Raw genomic sequence first — 22,882 nt, 5'->3', positions numbered from 1 at the left:
CGTCGGGGGAAGCCAGCGGATCGGCAATGTTTGGGTTCGACAGGCCGGTTGCCGGGTACCATTTGTATGATGTGCCCCCTGTTGCATGAAGTTGGATCTTGTCACCCTTACAAACCGTGCGATTGTCCCCGGCATTAGCAACGATGGGAGCATTGACGCTTACCGTAACCTCAGGCGCGATGCTTGAACATCCGTTTTTAAACACTGTAACATGATATTGGCCGGCCATTGTGGCAATGGCATTGCTGATCACAGGATTTTGTTGGGCTGATGTAAAACCATTGGGCCCCGTCCAGCTATAGCTATCGCCTGTAGATGCGGTAAGATAGATGTTTTCGCCGGGACAAACTGGTGAACTGGCTGTTGCGGTTACCGGTTCGGGATTGATGATATTGAGGGTTACAGCTGATGAAATTAACCGGCATTGTGCCGAGGCAATGTTGCCCGCTTGTGCTACCAGCGTTCTGTATTGATAGCTGCCTGCAATTGCCGGCTGATGAAGCGGATAGGAGGCCGATGTAGCACCCGGAATATTAATCCATCCGTTTGGGGTATTTATCTGCCATCGGTAAACGGGGTTGGCATAGGGAAGAGCAGCAGCGGACGCTATGTTTAAATTGTATACCTCGTTACCTTCAGCGCAGCCTTTTGCGGTATAAATTGTTTTATCATTATTAAAATATGCGGTTAAGGCCGGGCCGTAGGGGTGTAGTGAAATATCATCCAGCGCTACATCATTTCCGTAACCGCCGCTTGCATTGTTGGTCATTTTGATGGTTACGTCGCCACCGGTTGGCGGGGTGTCGAAGATAATATTATATTCAAGCCAGCCTAAGCCGTTATTGATAGGGCCGGTATGGTTTGTTTTGGTTTCGAGCGATGTAGTTACCGAAAAGGTGATATCAGGTTTGATGCCACCTTGTTTCATTAGGTTCAATACATAAACGCTGAAGCGGTAGGTGGTGCCTGGGCATAGTGTTTTAACGGTTCTTTTATAAAACTCATCAATGGTGTTGGTGGCATCTACGATCATCATGTAGCCATTGGATTGCCCCGGTGTATGATTACCTGTTTGAAGCCAGGATTCCGGGTACATCCCCGCCGTTGAATTGGCAATGGTGTAGCTGCCTTCACCCGGTTGTGATGGTATGTAATTATAGGTAGTAGAAAAATCGCCATCGTTAATTTTCGGACCTATTTGGGACGTTCCCGACCCAAAGTCTTCAATTAATACAGGCTCCCCCTCCTGCGCTTTTAGGCGCAGGGTGAACTGTGGCAATAGGAATCCCATCGCCAGTAAAGTGATAAATTTCATGTGTTTTTACGCATGTCGGCAAGACTTGCAACGCGCTCGCGTATCTTGCTTAAAAGTTTAATCAAAGCGGCCGGGGGACAGCCGGTATTGATATAAACTCGGGTTAATGTTGTGTTTTTTAGGGGGAGGTTGCAAAAGCAAAGCCACGCCGGCGGCTTAACCATGCCCAAAACGAGGGGGAGTAAAGTTGTGAAAAGTGAGAAAGTGAAAATGCGGCAGGTGGTAAAAATAAAAATTGTAAAAAGTACACTAAGTTGCTGTTTTATACTTTTTTGAAAATTGACGTAACGAAATATGCAGCACAGGTTGTAAAATAGGCTGCACTAAAAATGTATTTCAATGGCCTGATTTTTGTTAAGCAGATGGAGGGGGTTTTTGGTGGTGTTGTTGCTTATTTTCTACCATGCGTCTCGTTATGGGGAAATAGGTCTACAGTTTTGAGTTTCTTTGTTCAATACAAACTCTATTCCTATTAGCTCTTCGCTTAAGTTTTAATTAAATGAACAACTTGAACAGGTTGCATATTAAAAGCACAAAAAGAACGGAATGAACAGATGAGGATTTATAAGCGCCGGGGAGACGTAAACAAGGTGTTTAAAGACTTACGAAGTTTTCAAAACTTCGTAAGTCTGAGCGGTTTCAAATGAGGTTTATTGCTTAATCGAAAGATATAATACAGCGGCTATAGAAGCGCCAACCAAGGGGGCTACCACGGGGATCCAGGCATAAGCCCAATCGCTGGTGCCTTTACCTTTTATCGGTAACAACATATGCATAAACCGTGGGCCCAAATCACGGGCAGGGTTGATAGCATAGCCAGTTGTGCCGCCTAATGATAGTCCTATCACCCAAACCAATAACGCAACCGGGATTGCACCAATAGAACCAAGACCGATAGGGGTTTTAGCGGGCGTAATTTCCGCGCCTGCAATGTAGAAGATAGTAAACAGCAGTACAAAAGCACCGATCACTTCACTGGCAATGTTTGATACGTAATTACGCACAGCAGGGCCTGTGCAAAATACGGCCAGTATGGAGGCGGGGTCATTTGTGCGCTTAAAATGGTCGTAATACATTATCCATACTAAAAATGCACCAAGGCAGGCGCCTGCAAACTGAGCAATAATGTAGGGCATAACGTTTGCCCAGGCAAACTTGCCCGCAATGGCAAGCGCTATAGTCACGGCTGGATTAAGATGTGCCCCGCTATATGGCCCGGCAACAACCACTCCTACAAAAACCGCCAGGCCCCAGGCGGTGGTAATTACTATCCAACCGCCGTTATTTCCTTTGGTATCTTTTAAAACAACGTTGGCTACTACGCCATCGCCTAATAATATCATGAGCATGGTGCCTATCAATTCGGCTACAAATGGAGACATGTTGAAATATTTAAAAGGTGGATATTAAATAACTGTTACAGGATGCCCGGAGTTCGACCAGCATTGGGCCGTGCTTACCGCGCGTTGCCAGCCCGCTATGCCGGTTTTTACTTCATCAAGGTCGTCGCCCGGCTTAAACTCAGCCTCGGCTGCCCATAATTGTTGGATCTCAGCTATATGTTTCCAATAACCTACGGCCAATCCGGCCATATAGGCTACGCCGAGCGCCGTTGTTTCGGTAACTTTAGGTCTTATAACCTTGCAGTTTAATACGTCTGATTGAAACTGCATGAGCAGGTTATTGGCCGTTGCGCCGCCATCTACACGTAATTCTTTTATCTCCATGCCGGCATCGGCTTCCATTGCTTTCAATACATCCATAGTTTGGTAAGCAATTGACGCAAGTGCTGCCCTTGAAATGTGGGCTGCTGTAGCCCCGCGGGTTAATCCAACTATAGCCCCACGAACTTCCGGGTCCCAGTACGGGGCACCCAGTCCTGCAAATGCCGGTACAAAGTAAACGCCAGCGGTATCTTTTACTGATGTTGCCAGTTTTTCAACATCTGCTGATGTCTTGATAATGCCCAGACCATCGCGCAGCCATTGTACTACTGCGCCGCCTATAAAAATACTGCCTTCAAAGGCATAGGTTATTTCTCCGTTTATTTTCCAGGCAATGGTGGTAAGCAGGTTGTTTTTTGATTTGATAAACTCATGCCCGATATTCATCAGCATAAAACAGCCGGTACCATAGGTGTTTTTAACCATGGCTTTATCAATGCACATCTGCCCGAACAAGGCCGCATGCTGATCGCCGGCTATTCCTGCAATCGGGATTCTTTGCGCAAATATGTTATTGGCAGTATGGCCGTATAATTCGCTCGATTGTTTTACTTCTGGCAATATACTTTTGGGGATATTGAAGAGTTGTAACAATTCGTCGTCCCATTGCTGAGTGCGAATGTTGAACAGCATGGTGCGGCCTGCATTGGTTACGTCGGTGGCGTGCACTTCACTTCGGGTGAGCTGCCAGATGAGCCAGCTATCCACCGTTCCAAAGGCCAACTCGCCTGCTTCGGCCTGTGCCCTTGCGCCTTCAACATTATCCAGGATCCATTTGATTTTTGAACCCGAAAAGTAGGCGTCTATTACAAGCCCTGTTTTATTGCGGATCATATCGCTGTGTCCGTTTTGCTTTAGCTCATCGCAGAAAGCAGCCGTGCGCCTGTCCTGCCAAACTATGGCGTTATGGATAGGTTCGCCGGTTTGGCGGTTCCAAACAATGGTGGTTTCGCGCTGGTTGGTTATACCTATGGCCTTGATGTTTCCGCCGCCTAAGCCTGCTTTTGCAATAGCCTCTACTGCAACCGAGATCTGGCCCGCCCAGATCTCATTAGGATCGTGCTCAACCCAGCCCGGTTTAGGAAAGTACTGTTTAAATTCTTTTTGTGCCGAAGTAATGATCTTGCCCGCATGATCAAAAATTATGGCCCGCGAACTGGTAGTGCCCTGGTCGAGCGCTAAAATATATTCCTGCATAATTTGGTTTGGTTTACCTTGGTTTATTTATTGAATATCACATTAAATTTGTTCATTTTAATGCGGTGTTAGTATATAATTTTTTGCTGTTTCGTTAAAGGCTTTAACCTGTGCTTGTTCCCATGCTGCATCTTTTCCCAGTTCGCCGGCCATGAGGCGTGCTACTTCGGGGGTCATTGCTGTAGCCAAACGTGCATCTAAAAATAACACCCGGGTACGGCGCGCCAGTATATCTTCAACAGTACGCGCCATCTCGTTTCTTACCGACCAGATCACCTCGCCCTTGGTGTAGCTGCCTTCAGCGTGAACGAGGTTTTTCCAGTCGGGGTTCTCCTTGTACAAAGCCAAAACATTTTCAATATCGGCACCATAAACAAACATAGGGTTTGTGCGGTCGGGATTGGGGCGACTACCATGGATAGGTAAGGAGGCAGTTTTACACGGTATGTTATTTAGCCCGCCTGTTTCAATAGCCTTATCAACTATGTCCTCAGCCATTTTGCGATAGGTAGTCCACTTGCCGCCAGTTATGGTAATCAGTCCTGACGCTGAAACGATCAGCTTATGGCTCCTTGAAATTTCTTTTGTTTTTGATGATCCGTCTTGCGGGGCAGCAAGGGGTCTCAAGCCTGCAAATACGCTTAAAACATCTGCGCGGGTAGGGGCTTTGGTGAGGTATTTGCCTGCGGTCCGTAATATAAATTCCACTTCCTCATCCAGCGCTACAGGCTCAAGGCTGTGCGAGTCGATAGGGGTATCAGTAGTGCCGATCAATAATTTCTCATGCCATGGAACGGCGAAAAGTACGCGCCCGTCCTCGGTTTTAGGGATCATCAGGGCGTCTTCGGCCGGTAAAAATGAACGGTCGAGTACAAGGTGTACACCTTGGCTTGGCCTAACCATCGGCTTCTTTTCGGGTGTATCCATTTTAAGCACATCGTCAACAAAAACACCAGTGGCATTGATCACCGTTTTTGCTTTTATTTGGTAATTGGTGCCGGTTTCTGTATCGGTAGCTTTTACGCCTGTAATTTTACCGGCTGTGTTTTTAATCAGCCCGGTTACTTTAAAGTAATTGAGCAGGGTTGCGCCCTGTTCAATGCCTGTTTGCGCCAGGTTGATTGCCAGTCTCGAATCGTCAAACTGTCCGTCATGATAAACAACGCCGCCATGAAGCCCTTTTTCTTGTATTCCCAGTAGTCGTTTAGTAGTTTCTTTTTTGGAGATATGTTTTGCCCGGCCAAAACTCAGCTTGCCGGCCAGCAGATCGTAAATACTAAGGCCGATAGTGTAAAATACTCCATCCCACCACGAGTAGTTGGGGATGATGAAACTTTCGTTTTTTACAAGATGAGGCGCATTTTTTAATAATAATCCCCGCTCGCGTAAAGCTTCACGTACAAGACCTATATCGCCCTGTGCCAAATACCGTACTCCGCCGTGTACCAGTTTGGTTGCACGGCTTGAGGTGCCTTTGGCAAAATCGGCTTGTTCCAGTAATAATGTAGAGAAGCCGCGTGAAGCTGAATCGACAGCTGCGCCAAGTCCCGTAGCTCCACCGCCTATAATGATCAGGTCCCAGATCTTTTCGGTATCGTTAAGGTGGTTGAGATTGGCTTCTCTTGTAAATTGATTCATTTTATTTCGATATTTATTCAAATATATAAAATCGAAATAAAATAAAACTAAATGAAATTAAAAATAATTTTATTTCATTACTTTTGGGTGATAAGCAGCACAATGGACCTCTAAAAACATTACTTAAATTTTTCTGTTTAATTTAGCGATCATGAGTAAAAACACCGACAGGCATAAGTTTATCCTGCAAAAAGTTGACACAGACGGTTTTGTGAATGTGCAGGACCTGAGCAATCAGTTAAATGTTTCGGAAGTTACCATCCGAAAGGACCTGAAACTTTTAGAAGATAAAAACCTGCTTTTCAGAACGCATGGCGGTGCAATCAAAACCAATCCTTATACTAACGACAGGCCGGTAGCCGAAAAGGAAAAGCTGAATGGTCCTGAAAAGAACAAAATAGCCGCCGAAGCTGCTGTGAGGATAGATACTAATGATTCGGTTATTATTGCCTCGGGTACTACTATGCTTGCCCTTGCCCGTGCCATGCAACCTAACAGGCATCTTACAGTAGTTACCGCAGCCCTGCCCGTAGCCCTTGAGCTTTTGCAGCATCCACAGGTTGATATTGTTCAATTAGGCGGGCAAATGCGAAATACCTCGTCATCGGTAACCGGCAATTACGCCGAACTGATGCTGGATGATATGCTATGCGGTGTGTTGTTTTTAGGGGTAGATGGCATAGACCCGGAGATAGGGCTTACTACCACTAATTTATCGGAAGCACGCCTCAACCAAAAAATGATCAATGCAGCTCAAACTACCATAGTACTGGCCGATAGTACTAAATTCGGCAAGCGGGGATTAGCGAAGATCTGCTCGTTGGATCAGATCAATGAGATCATTACAGATAGTGGTATTAGTCCGGCAATGCTCAATATGCTGGAAGAAAAAGGAGTGAAGGTAACGGTTGTGTAGATAGGATACAATTAGGTTTTAATGGAGATCTTTTATTAATTGTAATACCTCGTCTCCATATTTTTCTGTGTAGCCAAATTTTAATGCAAGGTTAAAATGTTTTAAGGCTTCTTCCCGGTCGCCTTGTTCCTTTAAAATGACCCCCTTGTTTTTATAAGCGTAAGCATTACCCTTATGTAATGCTATGGATTTGTCGATAAGTGACATAGCTTCATTTACTTCTCCAAGTTTAAATTTTGAAAAACCGAAGTTACTCAATGCATAAGCATCTGTAGGATCCGCAGTGATGGCTTTTTCAAAGAAAGGGATTGATTCTGTATATTTTCCCTGTCGGGATAGGTTGAAGCCTTTATGGTTTAAAAGCTCTTGGTCGTCGGGATGTTCGGTAAGTAATTTATCAAGAATAACGGCAGACTGATCGTGGTTGCCAATGACATCATAAATATAGGCCTGCGTAACTTTATAATTGTCGTTATCCTGTCCCGGCTTACTTTCAATCAGCTCTGCTATCAGGCTTAAAGCCAATTGGTAATCACCTGTTTGGTATTTTCCATATGCTATCAAATCCTTAAAGTCCAGGTCGCCGGGGGATAAGCTTAAGCCAGCCTCGCAAACCTTAATCACATCTTCAAATTGATAATATAAATATAGAGTGGCAGCATTTTCATAAAGCTCCGGTATTTTTTTCTTCTTTTTCCCGGTTATCTTAAGTAGCAGGATCTCTGCTTTATTATATGTTTTGGTGCGAATGGCATAAAATGGGGATGGGAACTTCTTGATTTTTTTCTTGAAATAGTCTTCAGTTATATCTTCAATTAAAATACCGGCTCTTTCAACAGGGGCTATTATGGTATTATCCTTAAAACAAAGGATTGCGAGGAGCAAATGGATGCTGTTTATTTTTTGCCGCCCGTTCAATTTGGCAATGATATAAGCGTGTTTTACGGTGCGTTCCGCCCGCACGGTTAAAGCGACGTCATCTTTTCTTGTTTGAGTTCCGGTGGCCGGATATAAGTCCCTGATCTGTTTATCTAAAACCTCAATGTCAATACCCTGCAAATATTTTTTAGCTAAACATTCCTCTTTTAACATCGCCAAAAACAAATGAACGCAATCAATAAAGCCATGTTTCATCTCCAGGGCTAATAGCCTGGATTTTGCAGTTATTATTGTAAAGTCATCTTCAGGTTTTTTATATTTCATTATCAGATGGGTTAACCGAAGCTTATGTTAAATTTATGCTTTCGCTGACGATGACCTCACTATCAACTGCGTATCCACTTTTTCCGTAGTAAATTCTTCAACAGGCCATTTGCTTTCGATGGTTTTGATCAGCATTTCGGTGGCCATTTGTCCTATCTGGAAGGCCGGCTGGCGTACCACTGTTAAAGGCGGGTCAAACAGATCAACCACATCTGAGTTGGTGAACCCTGCTATCGCGATATCTCCCGGAACTTTTAGCCCCCATTTTTTTAATAGCGACATACTGCTGATGGTAAGCCTGTCGCTACCAATAAAAATAGCCTCCGGTTTATCATCCAATGCCAGCAATTCTTTCAGCACAATCTCAACTTCATCCTGGATCATACCGCCGTGGTTGCAATGTTTCAGGTACTCGGGCCTGAATTCAATGCCGTATTGATCAAGCGCAGCCTTGTAACCATCAAAGCGCTCATGGCTGATGAGTAGGTTATTTGAATTAGTAAGATGGGCTATTTTGGTAAAGCCCGAGTTGATCAATGCTTCGGTGCCATTAAATGCCCCCTGGAAACTATTGGCTATCACCTTGTGGGTATTCAGATCGGGGGCTGCCCTGTCAAAAAATACGATAGGGAAACCTTTATCCAGCAGGTATTTATATTGGGAGGTGTCTGTTGTTTGAGCCGCTAATGATACCAGCAAGCCGTCCACATGTCTTGATAGCAAGTGTTTTACATTGGCGCTTTCCCTGTCAAATGATTCGTGCGTTTGGGTAATGATAACATGGTATCCTCGGTTATAAGCTATGGATTCGATCCCGTTAATGGCCTGCGAGAAATAGTCGTTGGCTACCTCGCATACCACTACACCTATCGAATGGCTCTTTTGCTCTTTAAGGCTTAACGCTATAGGGTTGGGCCGGTAATTTATCTTTTCGGCATACTCAAGGACAAGTTTCTTGGTTTCGGTACCTATTTCATAACTTCCGTTCAGCGCTCTTGATACCGTTGATGTCGACACACCTAAAGCCTTGGCAATATCCTTAATGGTAACTGATTCAAACATAATTTAATCCGGCAGCAGGTTCTTAAATATTCAGGGAAAAATTGATATGGGCTAAGTTATTTTAAAAAATGAATATTTCAGCGTTTTTCAATTTTCAAACTGTGTAACTAATTTGTAATGGTTTCCCATATTAGTTGGGGCAATCTTACTTTAATTTAAGTGACATTGATTTTTAAAGTTGAGGTAAAATTATTGTTATAATTACTACATTGTACCTGATTTCAATTGTAAAACGTTTTATCCCCCTGGTTAAGCTATGTCTCACGAACAAATTGTTCATGACGATCATAATACTGCTATTTGGCTTGCTTTTAAAGAAGGCAGTTGGGATGCCTACACACAATTATATAACCAATATTTTAAGATCCTTAATAACTACGGGCATAAATTTACAAGGGATGTCAATGTCATTGAGGATGCTATCCACGACCTTTTTATCAGGCTGTGGACAAACAGGGCAGGACTTGGCAATCCTGTTTCGGTAAAAAATTATCTTTTCAAATCTTTACGCAGCATTATTTTCCGCAAGCTGCAGTCAAAATCGCGCTTTGTCGACCTGGAAGATGAAGCGGAGCATAACTTTCCTTTCGAAATATCCTTCGATCAGCAGATCATGGCCGATGAGGAAGAGCAGGAACTACAGAAAAAAATTAAGTTTCACGTAAAAGCTTTACCGGCACGGCAGCAGGAAATCATCTATCTACGCTTTTATGAGGGTTTGGGCTATGATGAAATTGCTGACATTATGGAAATAAACATCAGTTCGGCCTATAAATTGATCTATAAGGCGTTTGATAACCTTCAGGATGTTCTCAAAACTTCCAAATTGGCTATTGTTTTAGCCCTTTATTCTTGTTTCTGCATAAATAATCATTGAAAAATAAATTTTTTTTCGATTTGTAGGGATAATTAGGGTAGGGTGCTGTCTATAAGGTTAAAATAACACCTTATAACCCATGCAGATTGCCAAATACAGTAATTATACCCTGCCCGATTTTTTAGAAGATGATGACTTTCTCCGTTTTGTGATTAACCCTTCACATAACGATACTGTTTTTTGGCAGCAGGTTGTAGCCGCATACCCGCAACAGAAAGAAATAATAGCCGAAGCTTCAAAAATTATTACGGCATACCGTAAGCAGGATGTTTTTACCAACGCGGATAATCAATCAAAAGTTTGGCTTCGGATTGAATCAACGTTGCAAAAGGACCAGGTTAAGGCAAAAATCTTCACGTTAAACAGGTTCCTTCGCGTTGCTGCGATGTTATTGCTGGTATCATCTATAGGTATTGCCCTATGGCTGATAAAAGGCAGGCCAAATGAAATTGATACTACTTATGGCGAGCTGAGCACCGTCACCCTGCCCGATGGCTCAACCGTAGTGCTTAATGGTAATTCGAAATTAACTTACTCCGATAACTGGGACAAAAATTCAAGAGAGGTTTGGATAAGCGGAGAGGGACTGTTCAACGTAAAGCATATCAATAAAGACCCACGCATTATTAAACCTTCTGAAAGGTTTATAGTGCATTGCCCTGATATGGATATTGAGGTATTGGGCACAACTTTTAATGTTAGAAGCAGGCACAACAAAACCAATGTAGGTTTAGTGCAGGGAAAGATCAGGCTTGATTATGTTGACGCCGTATCCGGGAAACAATCGCTCATTATGAAACCGGGTGATTATGTACAGCATGCTTATAAAAAAGCTCTTACCCGGATGATCCTTCCCGTTCCTGAAAAGATCACCAAATGGACAAAGCATCAGCTTTTATTTAATGATGCCACACTTGCGCAGATCAGCGAGATCATGGCCGATGACTATGGATATCACGTTGATTTTTCGAGTCCCGATTTAACTACACTCAAAATAGAAGGGGAAATAAACGTGCCTAATGTTGACGAGCTGATAGAAACCATCTCTACCACACTCCCTGTGAAAATTATCCGAACAGACAAAAATATCACTATAACAAAATTAAACCCCTAAACGAATAACTTATGAGAAAACTCGACTCATCCAATTTTTTAAGATGTTGCTGTTTCCTGATGGTATTGCTTGGCCGGTCGGCATACGGCTATGCTCAAATGGCATTAACCAGTAACAACAGGATCCACGCAAAAAGCTACGGTTATACGGCTCCGCAGGTTGTTGAAAACAAAGTGCTGCTAAAAGATGCGCTGGATAACCTGAAAAAACAATTCAATGTTCAGATAGCTTACCAGGAAGGCCTGCTCGACAACAAGTTTGTGCCTGCAAATTTGACCAGTAACATAAGCCAGTTAACGCTTGATGATAATTTGAAGCAGTTGTTATCTGCATTTCAGTTAACGTACCGCAAGATAAATGATAACCAGATCTCGATTTTTACGGTAAAGGACCTAACCTCAACCAATGCAGCTGTTGCAGCAGTTACATTAACAGGTAAGGTTGTGGATGCCGGTGATGGTCAGCCGGTTGTTGGCGCATCGGTTTATTTAAAAATTGATAATAAGGTAGGCGCAATTACCGATATTACAGGCAGCTTTAAATTGATAGTACCTGATAAGTATTCGGGCAGGGCATTAACCCTGGTGATAGCCTATATTGGATATAACCAGGAAGAAGTTGTTGTAAGCGACCCCGCATCAGCTTTGCAAATCAAACTGGCACAAAACAACAAAGCCCTTAACGAGGTTGTGGTTACCGCCCTTGGCATCAGCAAGCAAAAAAAATCATTAGGCTATTCGGTTACCGAAGTTAAGGGTACTGAGTTTACCCAGGCCCGCGAAAATAACGTAGCCAATGCGCTTACCGGTAAAGTTGCCGGCGTTAACGCGGCTGGTTTATCAACCGGGCCGGGCGGTTCAAGCCGCGTGGTGATCAGGGGGAATGGCGGCCTTGCAGGTGACAACCAACCATTGTACGTGGTAAACGGTATGCCGATAGATAACAGCGTGCCCGGTGGTGCTGCTACAGTTAACGGTATTACCAATAACGTTGACCGTGGCGATGGTATAGCAGCAATCAATCCCGACGATATTGAATCGATAAGTGTACTTAAAGGTGGTACGGCCGCAGCGCTGTATGGCTCGCGGGCGGCGAATGGTGTTATTTTGATAACCACCAAAAAAGGCAGGATCCAGAAAGGGGTAGGGGTTGAATTTAACTCGACAGCTACTTATGATAATGTGGCTGTATTCCCCGATTACCAGTATGAATACGGGCAGGGCGATGGTGGGGTAAAACCAACCACGCTGGCGGCCGCACAAGCAAGCGGAAGGCGTTCATGGGGGGCAAAAATTGATGGCTCAACGGATTATGTGGCTGTTGACGGGAATACCCACCCTTATGTTGCACAGAAAAACAACCTCAAAAACTTCTATCAAACAGGTAGTACATATACCAACAGTCTTGCATTTTTAGGCGGCAATGAAGCTTTCACCTACAGGTTTTCAGCTGCTGATCTGAACAGTAAAGGTATCTTACCGGGTACTACTTATGATCGTAAAACTTTTAACCTCGCCCTGAACGGAAAATTGAGCGATAAGCTATCGATTGAAGCATTGGCACAATATAATGTTGAAACCGGCCATAATCGTACCGGTGCAGGTGATGCCCTGGGTAACCCCAACTGGACCCCGCTTGAAGTAGCCAATACTGTTGATGTTCGCTGGTTGAAACCTGGTTATGATGCGCTGGGTAACGAGCAGATCTGGAATGATGCATCCATCGCATCAAACGGTTATTTTGTGATCAACAAATACAAGGAAGATGACGTGAAGAACCGTTTTATAGGCCAGGGATCGGTTATTTACTCGCCCATAAAAGACCTTACTTTCAAAGCCACCATCAGCCGCGACTTTTTCAATTACAACTATTCCAATATCCTGCCAACGGGTACATTGTATATCCCTAACGGCCAGTACGCAGGTATCAAATCGGACGTGTCTGAAACTAACGAACTGGCAACCGTTAGTTACAAAACGAAGATCATCCGTGATTTAAGCGTAAATGTTTTGGGTGGTGTAAACAGCCGTAAAAACACAACAAACCAGTTAACGTTTAGCGGTTCACAATTTACTATTCCATATTTTTACAGCTTTACCAACCTTGCGGTTTCATCAACCACACCATATAACGCCAAGGTAGTAACCAATTCGGTTTTTGGTTCGGCCGATTTTGATTACAAGAGCCTGGTGTTCCTGTCATTCACCGGCAGGAAGGACTGGTTCTCAACGCTTAGTCCTAAAAGTAACAGTATATTTTACCCAAGCATAGGCGGCAGCTTTATCCTGTCGGATGCGGTTAAACTTCCCGAATTTTTTAACCTGGCCAAACTGCGCGGCTCATGGGCGCAGGTAGGCGGCGGCGCACCGGATCCTTACGTTATTAACCTTACTTACAGTAATGTACCAAGCGCGGGGCAGCCACTGCAAAACGTAACCAGTAATAACATCACCAACAGCAATCTTAAGCCATATACTTCAACAACATTTGAAGGCGGTTTTGAATTGCAGATGCTTAAGAACCGTTTAGGTTTGGATGTTACGCTGTATGATCGTAAAACAACCAACGATATTGTAAATACAGCTATATCTTCAACATCAGGCTATAACAATGTGATCCTGAATGTCGGCGAGGTAAGCAACAGGGGTATCGAAGTATTGTTGAATGGTACACCTGTAAAAACAAGCAGCTTTACCTGGACCGCGAGCTATAACGTAGCTTATAACGATAACAAAGTGGTTAAACTGGCCCCCGGCCTTAACACTATTCAGCTGGCTACTTCGGTAGGTAACTGGGGTATTTTAGATAATATTGAAGGTAAGCCCTTTGGTATGCTGGTTGGTACCCGTATGCAAAAGGATGCTCAGGGTAATGTAGTGTTCAATGCCACCACTGGTTTACCGGTACAAACCCCATTGCAGCAGTTAGGTAAAAGTGTTGCCCCGCTTACCATGGGTTTAACCAACGAATTTAGGTATAAAAGGTTTTCGTTAAACTTCCTGATTGATGGCAAATTTGGTAACAAGGTGTTTTCGGTTATGGAAGTGTATGCTACCCGTTTGGGGTTGATGAAATCAACACTGCCGGGCCGTGAAAATGGATTGGTGCTGAACGGTGTTGATCAAACAGGCGCTCCTTACACCCGCACGGTACCTGTAAGCGGCTTAAGGTCATACTATGATAATTATAAAACGTATTCCGACCTGTTTTTGCATGATGGCAGCTTTGTTAAACTTCGCCAGGTTATCTTGTCGTATGCGCTCCCAACAAACCTTTTAAACAAAGTTAAGATCCAGTCGGCCAGTATATCCTTTGTGGCCCGGAACCTTTGGACTATCTATAAACAGACAGACAATTTTGATCCGGAGCAAAGCTTTACCAATAGTAATGCGCAGGGCTTTGAGTCTATCGGCTTGCCGCGTACCCGTTCACTTGGTGTAAACCTGGCCGTTAAGTTTTAACACTTTTAAATTGAATACGATGAAAAGACATTTAACTAAATATATTTATTGTTCCCTGGTAATGCTCGGCATTATCGCCACACAATCGTGTACCAAAAACTTTGATACGCTTAACGTGAACCCTGATGCATCGTCAAAAGCGGTACCTCAGTACATTTTTACCAAAGCCCAGTACGATGGTACTGCCCGTATGCTTGATCTGTTATTGGGTACCATGCAGTATACAACCAGCTTTAATGATGTGGCTGGTTTCGGATCAAAATATGTATTGAGCCAGAGCCCGCAGTCGGCAGCGGCTTTCACTAATGCTTATCCAAATGAGATCAACGAATTGGGTGAGGTTTTGAAAGCAGTTGGCACCGATGCATCGCAGGTAAACCTGCAGGCCGAAGCACGGATCTGGAAAGTGTATTGCTTTAGCAGGCTTACCGATCTTTATGGCGATATCCCCTATTCGCAGGCGGCACAGGGTTATAACCAGGCAATTTATAAACCTGCTTATGATGCGCAGAAAGATATCTATGCCGATTTATTGAAGGAGCTTGACCAGGCTGCCCAAAGCCTTGACGCAGCTAAAACAACCTTTGGTTCGGCAGATTTAATTTACGGCGGTAATACCGTAAAATGGAAAAAGTTTGCCTACTCGCTCATGCTCAGGTGTGCCATGCGTATGACCAAAGTTGATATAGCGCAGGCGCAAACATGGGCAACAAAAGCTATAGCCGGCGGTGTTATTTTGGATGATGCCGATGTTGCTAAAGTAGCTTACGTGGGCGCAGGCCAGGATATCAACAAAAACCCTTTAGCGCTTGATCTTTACAACAACGATTACATTGCAGGCAACGGTAGCACCAATACCGAGGGAGGTAAGTACCAGGATGTATTTATCAATTACCTGAAAGCCAATAAAGATCCGCGCCTGGCTGTGGTATCTGTAGTATGGAACGGTGGTGCGGCTGATACTACCTCGGCTATCCAGAAAGGTATGTCAGCAGGACTGAATGCCAAGCCTGCCGATTTTGTAACCTATTCGGAACCAAATCCTAAAACTATATTGCTGTTAAACTCTCCAAGATTGGTTTTTACAGCTGCCGAAAGCTACTTTCTGTTATCTGAAGCTGCTGCAAGAGGATGGTATACCGCCGCTACTGCCGAATCATTGTACCAGAACGGTATAGCCGCGTCAATGCGCCAATGGAGCATTATTGCGGGCAGCGCAGGCACAATTACTACTGTTCAGATCAACTCCTATATCAACGCGCACCCTTTTAATACAGGTGGTACGCTTGATCAAAAAATGGAGCAGATCTATACCCAGTTTTGGGTTGGTGTATTTCCTGATGCGCAGGAAGTTTTTGCAAGCTACAGGCGTACCGGTCACCCGGCGCTTGTACCTAATAATTATGTGGGTAATGCTACCGGCGGTAAAATATTCAGGCGGATGCAGTATCCTGTTAGTGAGCAAAACCTCAACGCTGCCTCATATGCTGCTGCCATTGCACGGCAAGGTTCGGATGATTTTTTAACCCGGATTTGGTGGGATAAACAATAATGTTAAAGTTTGATTAGTTGATGTTGTTTAGGGGAGGGCGTGGGGCCCTCCCTGATTTTTTTACTTTTGTTTTGATGTATAAGAAATATCTTTTTTCCCTGCTGCTGTTTTGTTGTGTCCAAAACGTATCTGCACAAAATGATTTGGTTAAGGATGATAATGCAAGTAATTATAACCTGAATAAGCCCGAACGCGAACTATGGCTTAAAAACACCGGTTTAGGTTTATTTATTCATTTCAGTATGGATAGCCAGCTGGGCGTGGTGATCAGCCACTCGTTGGTTGGGGCAAGCGATGATTATGTGAACAGGTACTTTAATGAGCTGCCTAAAACCTTTGATCCCTCCAAATTTGATCCGCATCAAATAGCTACGCTGGCTAAGCTGGCCGGGATGAAATACATCGTATTTACAACCAAGCATCATTCGGGTTTTTGTATGTGGGATACCAAAACCACCGATTTTAGCATAACCCATACCCCTTATAAAAAGGACTTGTTAAAGGAGTTTGTTGATGCCACGCACGAAGCCGGGCTGCAGGTTGGCTTTTATTTTTCGCCCGAGGATTTTAACTTTCTTCGTGATCATCACATAACTATCAGTCGTACCGATGTTAAAATGGATGCCCAAACCCGGCACGAATATGATGAATACACTCGTAAACAATGCGAGGAGCTGATGACTAATTATGGTAAGATAGATGTGCTGTTTATCGATGGCGATCCCAAAGAAGTAGTAAAGCAAACCTGCTGGAAATTACAGCCCGATTTGCTGATAACCCGCGGCGCTATCAAAACCCCCGAGCAGATCATGCCGGGTGCCATGATCAACGAGCCATGGCTGTCATGTATTACCATGGGTACGGCCTGGGGCTATCAGCCAACTAATGAGCGTTATAAATCGGGCAGCCAGTTAATAGGGCTATTGATAGAGGCAAGGGCTAAAGGCGGTTCGCTGTTACTGAACGTTGGCCCGAAGCCCGACGGCGCATTACCTATTGAACAGGAAGAACGGTTGCGGGAAATGTCGGCATGGTATTTTGTTAACCGTGAATGTATCGACAGTGTGCGAAGCTGGGTAATAAGCAAAGAGGGCGATACCTGGTTCACCGCAAAAAACGGGCATACACTTTATGCTATAGTAACTAATGCCGCCGATTGGAAGGAGGGTACCCGCAAAAGTTTTCTGATCCGTTCGGCCATCACCACTGACAATACTAAAGTGAGTGTGTTAGGACAAAACAGCAGGATCATCGAATATAAAACCGACGACGTAAGCTGCAGGTATAAACAAACCGATAAAGGACTTGAAGTATCGGTAGTAAAGGCACAACGTATTTATGACGATCACCGCTGGCCTAACCCGGTAGTGATCAAACTGGAAAATGTTAACCCCGTTTTTAAAGAAGCTGCTATAGTTGAAACCGGCGCAAGCTCAAAAGTAAAAACCGGTGCAGTTTTAAAAGGGAAGATCCTGAACTACAAAAGTATTTCAGCAAAAAGGGCCCGGTTTGATTACCGCCCTTATCATGGGCAGGTTGAAACGTTGTATGCAGGCAAGTGGACAGTCGGCGCCTGGGTAACTATCAATATCGATGGTACTTTTGAAGCAGCACTCCCCTTAAAAGGCGACTATGAATATAAAGCCGTAGTTGAACAGGCTAATGTTGAAATTGAAGGAGAGAACAAATTATTTAAGCCATAGTATTTCCTAAGATTATGGAAGAGGTTGTATCATCAATCAAATTGACCACCCCTGGTGTTGTGTTACCTATTTAATTGAAATTTAGCGGATAATATTTATACAAAAAGGGGGTTAACATGTTTTCTTGGAGAAATACACTCAGTTGATTGATTATTAAGTATATAGTAGAATGTTAACCCCGAATTGTGTTAACCCTGTTAACCCCCTTTTTGTTAGCAGAGTCAATCCAACCCCAAACTATATATCGCTTAAGTAGCTGAATAAGTCAAAAAAAAGAGGCTGTAAGGACAGCCTCTTTCAGTTTAAAGATCTTTGATGTTATCGTTAGGGTTTCTGTCAATCAGTTTGCTAAACGGATCGATACCTACAGAAGCAGGCTCGCCTTTAACAACGATGCTGAATAGCTGTTGCCCGCGTTTAAGCTTATATTTTTTGAGGTATAAGGTATTACTCACCATACGGTTACCGGCACCTTTAACCTGCTTGCCAAATATCCCGATGTCGATATAGTCGTTCATGTTTACGGCCGGGATGTCGTTGTTTTTAGCATCCTTCCACGCTTTATCAATATCAAGCTTAAAGGTGACTTTGTATTCGTTTTTATTACCTGTGGGCTTGCTGCTTGCTTCAATTACCCGGTTATCATACATGGTGATCTTTTGCCAGGTATCGGTAAGGTAATACTGCAGCGAATCGGGTACGTGCTTTTGGAGGCATTGATAAAGATTGTTGGCTCCCGGAAAAGGGGCATTAGTTTTAAAAGCATAAGCCTTTTTAAACTCGCGCAGGGCCACGTTCAGGCTGTCTTCACCAATCAGGTCACGCAGGCCATATAAGGCTACGCTTGCCTTGCCTCCCCATAAAAACCATTGATTGGCTTTTATCAGAGGGTGTTCGTTTTCATTAAGGTGACGCCTGATGAAAAGGTAAAACCATAATTGGTCCAACACAATGTAACGCATGTTATCCATGCCGTATTTATGTTCTGACATTACCAGTTGGTCATAATTGGATAAACCTTCTGGGATCACCAAACTTCCTACCGTGCTGTTCGGTGCTGTCTGAAAACGCCACCATTGCTGGGACAGCAGCCTTGTGGTACTGCCATAGCAATAATCAAAACTATTAGGATCCCTGAAATCGGCATTCCAGCCAAAGTATTCGGCGTAAGTGTTCAGGGTTGTCATTGATGCATCCTGCGGGCCATAAACAGAAGTTTCCACCAGGCGGATATCATTAAATGGATAGTTGCCGTAAATTTTGCTGTAATAGGCTAAGCCATCTTTATAAGCCGCGATATACCTGTCGATATTAATGTTATGTTCCGGATGATAATAAACCTCGATATTTACCTGGTGGTCTAACTGAACAGTCGCCTTTTTTACGGCCAACTTTTCGGATATAATACCCATTGGCATATACATGCCCGGTTTGTCCTGCACGTAATGGAAATAATTACGGCCATCCTGTTGCCAGTTTTTTACGAGCCGACCAGGGGCGATAGCGGTTTGATCGGCGAGCGTGCCAACTGTTACATCAAGTTTCAGGAGATCGGCGGCACTTCCTGCTTTAAGCGTATTGATGCCTTCCGGGTTATCCTGTTGAATTTCTTCTTCCTTTTTTTCGGGCAGGCCGGCTTTTTTACGTTCATAAGGACTGCCCAGTTCGTCGTCTTCATCATAGCCTAAACCTGGTAATCCTCCGTTAAAAAAAGTGCCGTTATTAATCAGCGCGGCAGCGTACCTGCCATTGGTGAACCCTTTATGAACTATTTCTGAGTTGATCTCCAGCACCAGCGAATCGCCGGGTAGTAAAGGTTTTGCAAACCGGTATAAACGGAAGTCGGCGGTGTCAACCTTCGGCCTGAACCAGTTGAAAAGTCCGCGGGGATAAAGCAGAGGAGTTGTGAACGGAACTAATACCCCATCGGTTTTAAGTGAATAGGCGGTTAGGTCATCACCATCAAGCAGCATTTGTGATATGGCAACCTTGTTTTTATTGGTGACGGTTACCCAGGCATGGGTAGCAACCTGTTGCTTATCTGGATAAAGTTCAACCTGCATTTTTATGTTGGTTACTTTGGGCAGGGGAAGGTGCTCATACTTTTTTAGCGTTTTTTCATACAGTACTGCTCTTGCAGTATTTTCATACTTTATGAGATAAGCGTTTAAAAAGTTTACATTATAATAGTTCCACGCACCAACGGCTAAAAAAGCAATTGCCACTATAGCGGTGATCAAAGCCGTACTCCTGTTAAAGCGCTGAGGTAGCAAACGCAGCCTTTCTTTAAAAGACGACGTTACTCCACGGTAATAAAACAATGCCGAAACAATGATGAGCAGCCCTGCAAACAACAGCCAATACAGGTTGAACCAGTTTATAGGGGTTGCCATGTGGCCTATGCCGGTCATGTCAGAGATACCCGAGGACGGTGTATATGAATACAGCAGCAGGTTATAATCAAAAATGCCCGACTTGCGCAAAAAGAATACGATCACCCAGAAAAAGACACCGATGCCGTGAGCGGCAAATTTGTTATTCAGGACAACATGTACCACATAGCAAAATACAACCATCTCCAATAACGAAGGCAGCAGGATGTAGCCTATATAGGTTAAATATGCTGTTATGTTCAAGGCGTGATAACCCTTCAATAATTGAACAATAACCCCTGTTACGATGGGGATAAAAGATAAGCCCGTACCGATAAGCAATAAGGTGATCAGCTTTGACCCATTCAGGATCCAGTTTGGCGGCGGGAGCGAGTCATTGATAAAAGCATAGCGGGTAGCCCTGTCGCGGTGCAGGGTTTCGCCGGTATAAAACATAATGATGAAGAAAATAAAGAAGGGAAAAGCATCATTAAAGATAGCCAGCAGCGTAACTGTACGCGGAAAATCGGGTACGCCGTTCCTGCCTTCGCCAAGCCAGAATACAAAACCGAGAAACAAGCTTCCACTAAGCAATATGATCCAGAAATAGTTATCACGGATAATATTGAGCAGCTCAACTTTTACCAGGTTGCGTAAGGTGTTCCTGTTATATCTACCGCTAAAGCTAACTGCTGGTTTGATAGTGATGGGGTTCTTTGTTTTTACACCAACTTCATCAATAGCTGCTTTGTCACGTCGCCCACTAAAAAATCGTTCGAAGTTAAACCGTAAATAAGTGAAGATTACAATAACTATCCCGATACCTCCCCATACCATACGATTGAGCATAAACGTACCGGTTACGGGAAATAAGGTGGTATTTTGCTCAACTATACTTGAATTGTTAGTTTGCATCCTGATGCCATTAAGGCCAAAAGGATCGCTTAGGTTTATTATAGTTGGATTGTTAACGTGGTTAAGGAAAAACAGTGCAATGAAGTAAAACAGGAACAACAGGATGCCACCAAAGTAAATCACTTTTACATTGCGGGTGATGGCTACCAACCCGAAAAATAAAGAAGACGTGAACAAAACATTGGGCAGCCCGATAGTGAAAAACGGGTGCAGGTAGTAAATAAGGTTATTGGGGCCGTATTGTTTGACATCAGTCCATCCTATAGCCGGGCCAAGTTTGGTGCCTATAAATGCGCCGATAATAATTGCCGATGCAATAGCGATCATGAAAACAAATGAGCCAAGGTAACGGCCCCAGAAATAACCCGCTTTTGTGATAGGGTAGGTTAGGTAATAATCTTTTGTGTTGTACTCAATATCGCGGTACAAAGCCGTGCCCATGATGGAGGAACTCACGAGTGTGATCATCATGGTGATTCCCGAGCACCATAGGGCAAGTACGTAAGGCGCGTTGATGTGTTCCTTTTCGCCTAATGGCAATGAGCCGGTGGAGAAAGTAAACACCGTAAATAGCAACGCGGCTAAAAAATACAGATAAACGGCTGGCCTGCGGACCCTATTCTGGATCTCGAACAGAAATATTTTAAGAAACATAAACTATTGGTTTATTGTGGTTTTAAATGGTGTCTACATCTATTCGTGTAGCGATGTTGCTGAAGTACACATCTTCCAGGTTTGGGGTGCTGCTGATAAAACCGTTGCCGGGTTCGGCTTCGTTGATAATGCGAATATGAAGTTTGCCGGTTTTAAGCTGCGTTGAAATTACCTGGTAGTCATCTTTATAAAAGCCCAGTTCTGATTGGGTGATCACTTTGCTGTAGATCTTTCCGTTCAACTCATTTACCGCGCTTTCCGGATCCCCGGCATATAAAACCTCGCCCTGGCAAATGATGGCAAAATTGGCACAAAGCGTACTAACATCCTCAACAATGTGGGTCGACAGGATCACGATGGTGTTTTCACCCAAACGACTTAGCAGGTTGTAAAACCTGTTTCGTTCGGCCGGGTCAAGACCTGCTGTTGGTTCGTCAACAATAATGAGTTTGGGGTTACCAATGAGTGCCTGTGCTATTCCAAAACGCTGTTTCATTCCGCCCGAGTAGGTGCCGAGGTGTTTTTTCCGGTCTTTATAAAGGTTTACGCTTTCCAATAATTGCAGCACCAGGTCTTTACGTTCGGCATTATTGCCAACGCCTTTGAGCTGGGCGATATGGTCAAGCATGCGCTCGGCCGATATTTTGGGATAAACACCAAACTCCTGCGGCAGGTACCCGAGTAGCTGGCGTACCTCGGTTTTGTTTTTCAATACGTCCAGTTCATCTAAAAAAATGCTGCCCTTATCGGCCTCCTGCAGGGTGGCAATGGTACGCATAAGTGAGGACTTACCGGCCCCGTTTGGCCCAAGCAGGCCAAACATGCCGTTATTCAGGGTCAGCGAAACATCTTTTCAAGCATGTACGCCATTGGCATAGGTTTTTGATAGCGAGTTGATTACTAATTTCATGATTTGCTAAGTTTTGGTCATTTATTATTACGGATCATCCTTGTATTTCCGTTCAGGACGAGTTTAGCGCTGTCGGCAAGTTTATAGGTTATGTTGCTGAGGCTATCGTCCTTGATCCACAAGCGGCTTTTGTTCCGGATATCGAGGTTGGTTTTACTGAATTGGTTACCTGTTTCAATAGATAGATTTGAAGCGCTATTGGTGCTTTTGCCTATGATGGCATTTAATACATTAAACTTGTTGTTTTTCAGCAGGACAGTGGAAGCATG

At 44.0% G+C, this 22,882-nt stretch carries 15 protein-coding genes; 6 read left to right on the top strand and 9 right to left on the bottom strand.

All coding sequences use genetic code 11. From position 1 onward, the window contains the following. The 4 genes from VF500_RS31645 to VF500_RS31630 all read right to left on the bottom strand — a co-directional run. Positions 1-1,315, bottom strand: a 1,315-nt coding sequence (locus VF500_RS31645) for a hypothetical protein (protein WP_330863483.1), incomplete at its 3' end; no start/stop codon positions are given. Between the two features lie 650 nt (positions 1,316-1,965). Next, entirely contained in the window at positions 1,966-2,697 is a 732-nt protein-coding gene (locus VF500_RS31640) for an MIP/aquaporin family protein (RefSeq protein ID WP_330863482.1), read from the bottom strand. Positions 2,698-2,721: 24 nt separating this feature from the next. Beyond that, complete coding sequence (glpK, locus tag VF500_RS31635; RefSeq protein WP_330863481.1) at positions 2,722-4,236, bottom strand: glycerol kinase GlpK; 1,515 nt, start codon at positions 4,234-4,236, stop codon at positions 2,722-2,724. 57 nt (positions 4,237-4,293) lie between these two features. Continuing rightward, on the bottom strand, positions 4,294-5,874 hold the full coding sequence (locus VF500_RS31630; protein ID WP_330863480.1) for a glycerol-3-phosphate dehydrogenase/oxidase: 1,581 nt from the start codon (positions 5,872-5,874) through the stop codon (positions 4,294-4,296). 151 nt (positions 5,875-6,025) lie between these two features. On the opposite strand from VF500_RS31630, the gene VF500_RS31625 reads away from it, so the two are divergent. Next, entirely contained in the window at positions 6,026-6,790 is a 765-nt protein-coding gene (locus VF500_RS31625) for a DeoR/GlpR family DNA-binding transcription regulator (RefSeq protein WP_330863479.1), read from the top strand. An 18-nt stretch (positions 6,791-6,808) separates the two neighbouring features. On the opposite strand, the gene VF500_RS31620 is transcribed toward VF500_RS31625, so the two are convergent. Both VF500_RS31620 and VF500_RS31615 read right to left on the bottom strand, forming a co-directional pair. Further along, positions 6,809-7,993 carry a tetratricopeptide repeat protein gene (locus VF500_RS31620; protein ID WP_330863478.1) on the bottom strand — a complete coding sequence of 395 codons (1,185 nt, stop codon included), beginning with the start codon at positions 7,991-7,993 and terminating at the stop codon, positions 6,809-6,811. A 33-nt stretch (positions 7,994-8,026) separates the two neighbouring features. Beyond that, positions 8,027-9,055, bottom strand: a complete 1,029-nt coding sequence (locus VF500_RS31615; protein WP_330863477.1) for a LacI family DNA-binding transcriptional regulator — start codon at positions 9,053-9,055, stop codon at positions 8,027-8,029. Between the two features lie 256 nt (positions 9,056-9,311). On the opposite strand from VF500_RS31615, the gene VF500_RS31610 reads away from it, so the two are divergent. The 5 genes from VF500_RS31610 to VF500_RS31590 all read left to right on the top strand — a co-directional run bounded on the left by VF500_RS31610 (position 9,312) and on the right by VF500_RS31590 (position 17,762). Continuing rightward, the gene (locus VF500_RS31610; RefSeq protein WP_330863476.1) at positions 9,312-9,932 is read left to right on the top strand and encodes a sigma-70 family RNA polymerase sigma factor; all 621 of its coding nucleotides are present in this window, start codon (positions 9,312-9,314) and stop codon (positions 9,930-9,932) included. Positions 9,933-10,011: 79 nt separating this feature from the next. Continuing rightward, entirely contained in the window at positions 10,012-11,046 is a 1,035-nt protein-coding gene (locus VF500_RS31605) for a FecR family protein (RefSeq protein WP_330863475.1), read from the top strand. 11 nt (positions 11,047-11,057) lie between these two features. Then, positions 11,058-14,507 (top strand): SusC/RagA family TonB-linked outer membrane protein, encoded by a 3,450-nt coding sequence (locus VF500_RS31600; RefSeq protein WP_330863474.1) that lies wholly within the window; start codon positions 11,058-11,060, stop codon positions 14,505-14,507. Positions 14,508-14,526: 19 nt separating this feature from the next. After that, positions 14,527-16,059, top strand: coding sequence for a SusD/RagB family nutrient-binding outer membrane lipoprotein (locus tag VF500_RS31595; RefSeq protein ID WP_330863473.1), 1,533 nt, complete (start codon positions 14,527-14,529; stop codon positions 16,057-16,059). A gap of 74 nt (positions 16,060-16,133) precedes the next feature. After that, positions 16,134-17,762, top strand: coding sequence for an alpha-L-fucosidase (locus VF500_RS31590; protein WP_330863472.1), 1,629 nt, complete (start codon positions 16,134-16,136; stop codon positions 17,760-17,762). A 302-nt stretch (positions 17,763-18,064) separates the two neighbouring features. Here VF500_RS31590 and VF500_RS31585 read toward each other — a convergent pair whose 3' ends face one another. The 3 genes from VF500_RS31585 to VF500_RS31575 all read right to left on the bottom strand — a co-directional run. Further along, positions 18,065-21,703: a hypothetical protein gene (locus VF500_RS31585; protein ID WP_330863471.1), complete on the bottom strand. Its 3,639-nt coding sequence runs from the start codon at positions 21,701-21,703 to the stop codon at positions 18,065-18,067. A 22-nt stretch (positions 21,704-21,725) separates the two neighbouring features. Continuing rightward, on the bottom strand, positions 21,726-22,544 hold the full coding sequence (locus tag VF500_RS31580; RefSeq protein ID WP_330863484.1) for an ABC transporter ATP-binding protein: 819 nt from the start codon (positions 22,542-22,544) through the stop codon (positions 21,726-21,728). Positions 22,545-22,630: 86 nt separating this feature from the next. Next, a partial coding sequence (locus VF500_RS31575; RefSeq protein ID WP_330863469.1) for a hypothetical protein occupies positions 22,631-22,882 on the bottom strand: 252 nt, incomplete at its 5' end.

Origin of the sequence: Mucilaginibacter sp. (genome assembly GCF_036383575.1) — a bacterium.
Lineage (GTDB): Bacteria > Bacteroidota > Bacteroidia > Sphingobacteriales > Sphingobacteriaceae > Mucilaginibacter.
The sequence above is the reverse complement of the archived record's forward strand: the minus strand, read 5'-3'. Positions and strand labels throughout refer to the sequence as shown.

Coding starts and splice junctions, on each gene's coding strand:
- VF500_RS31590 (WP_330863472.1), top strand. CDS start 16,134: ATGTATAAGAAATATCTTTTTTCCCTGCTGCTGTTTTGTTGTGTCCAA.
- VF500_RS31625 (WP_330863479.1), top strand. CDS start 6,026: ATGAGTAAAAACACCGACAGGCATAAGTTTATCCTGCAAAAAGTTGAC.
- VF500_RS31610 (WP_330863476.1), top strand. CDS start 9,312: ATGTCTCACGAACAAATTGTTCATGACGATCATAATACTGCTATTTGG.
- VF500_RS31640 (WP_330863482.1), bottom strand. CDS start 2,697: ATGTCTCCATTTGTAGCCGAATTGATAGGCACCATGCTCATGATATTA.
- VF500_RS31615 (WP_330863477.1), bottom strand. CDS start 9,055: ATGTTTGAATCAGTTACCATTAAGGATATTGCCAAGGCTTTAGGTGTG.
- VF500_RS31585 (WP_330863471.1), bottom strand. CDS start 21,703: ATGTTTCTTAAAATATTTCTGTTCGAGATCCAGAATAGGGTCCGCAGG.
- VF500_RS31620 (WP_330863478.1), bottom strand. CDS start 7,993: ATGAAATATAAAAAACCTGAAGATGACTTTACAATAATAACTGCAAAA.
- VF500_RS31600 (WP_330863474.1), top strand. CDS start 11,058: ATGAGAAAACTCGACTCATCCAATTTTTTAAGATGTTGCTGTTTCCTG.
- VF500_RS31630 (WP_330863480.1), bottom strand. CDS start 5,874: ATGAATCAATTTACAAGAGAAGCCAATCTCAACCACCTTAACGATACC.
- VF500_RS31605 (WP_330863475.1), top strand. CDS start 10,012: ATGCAGATTGCCAAATACAGTAATTATACCCTGCCCGATTTTTTAGAA.
- glpK (WP_330863481.1), bottom strand. CDS start 4,236: ATGCAGGAATATATTTTAGCGCTCGACCAGGGCACTACCAGTTCGCGG.
- VF500_RS31595 (WP_330863473.1), top strand. CDS start 14,527: ATGAAAAGACATTTAACTAAATATATTTATTGTTCCCTGGTAATGCTC.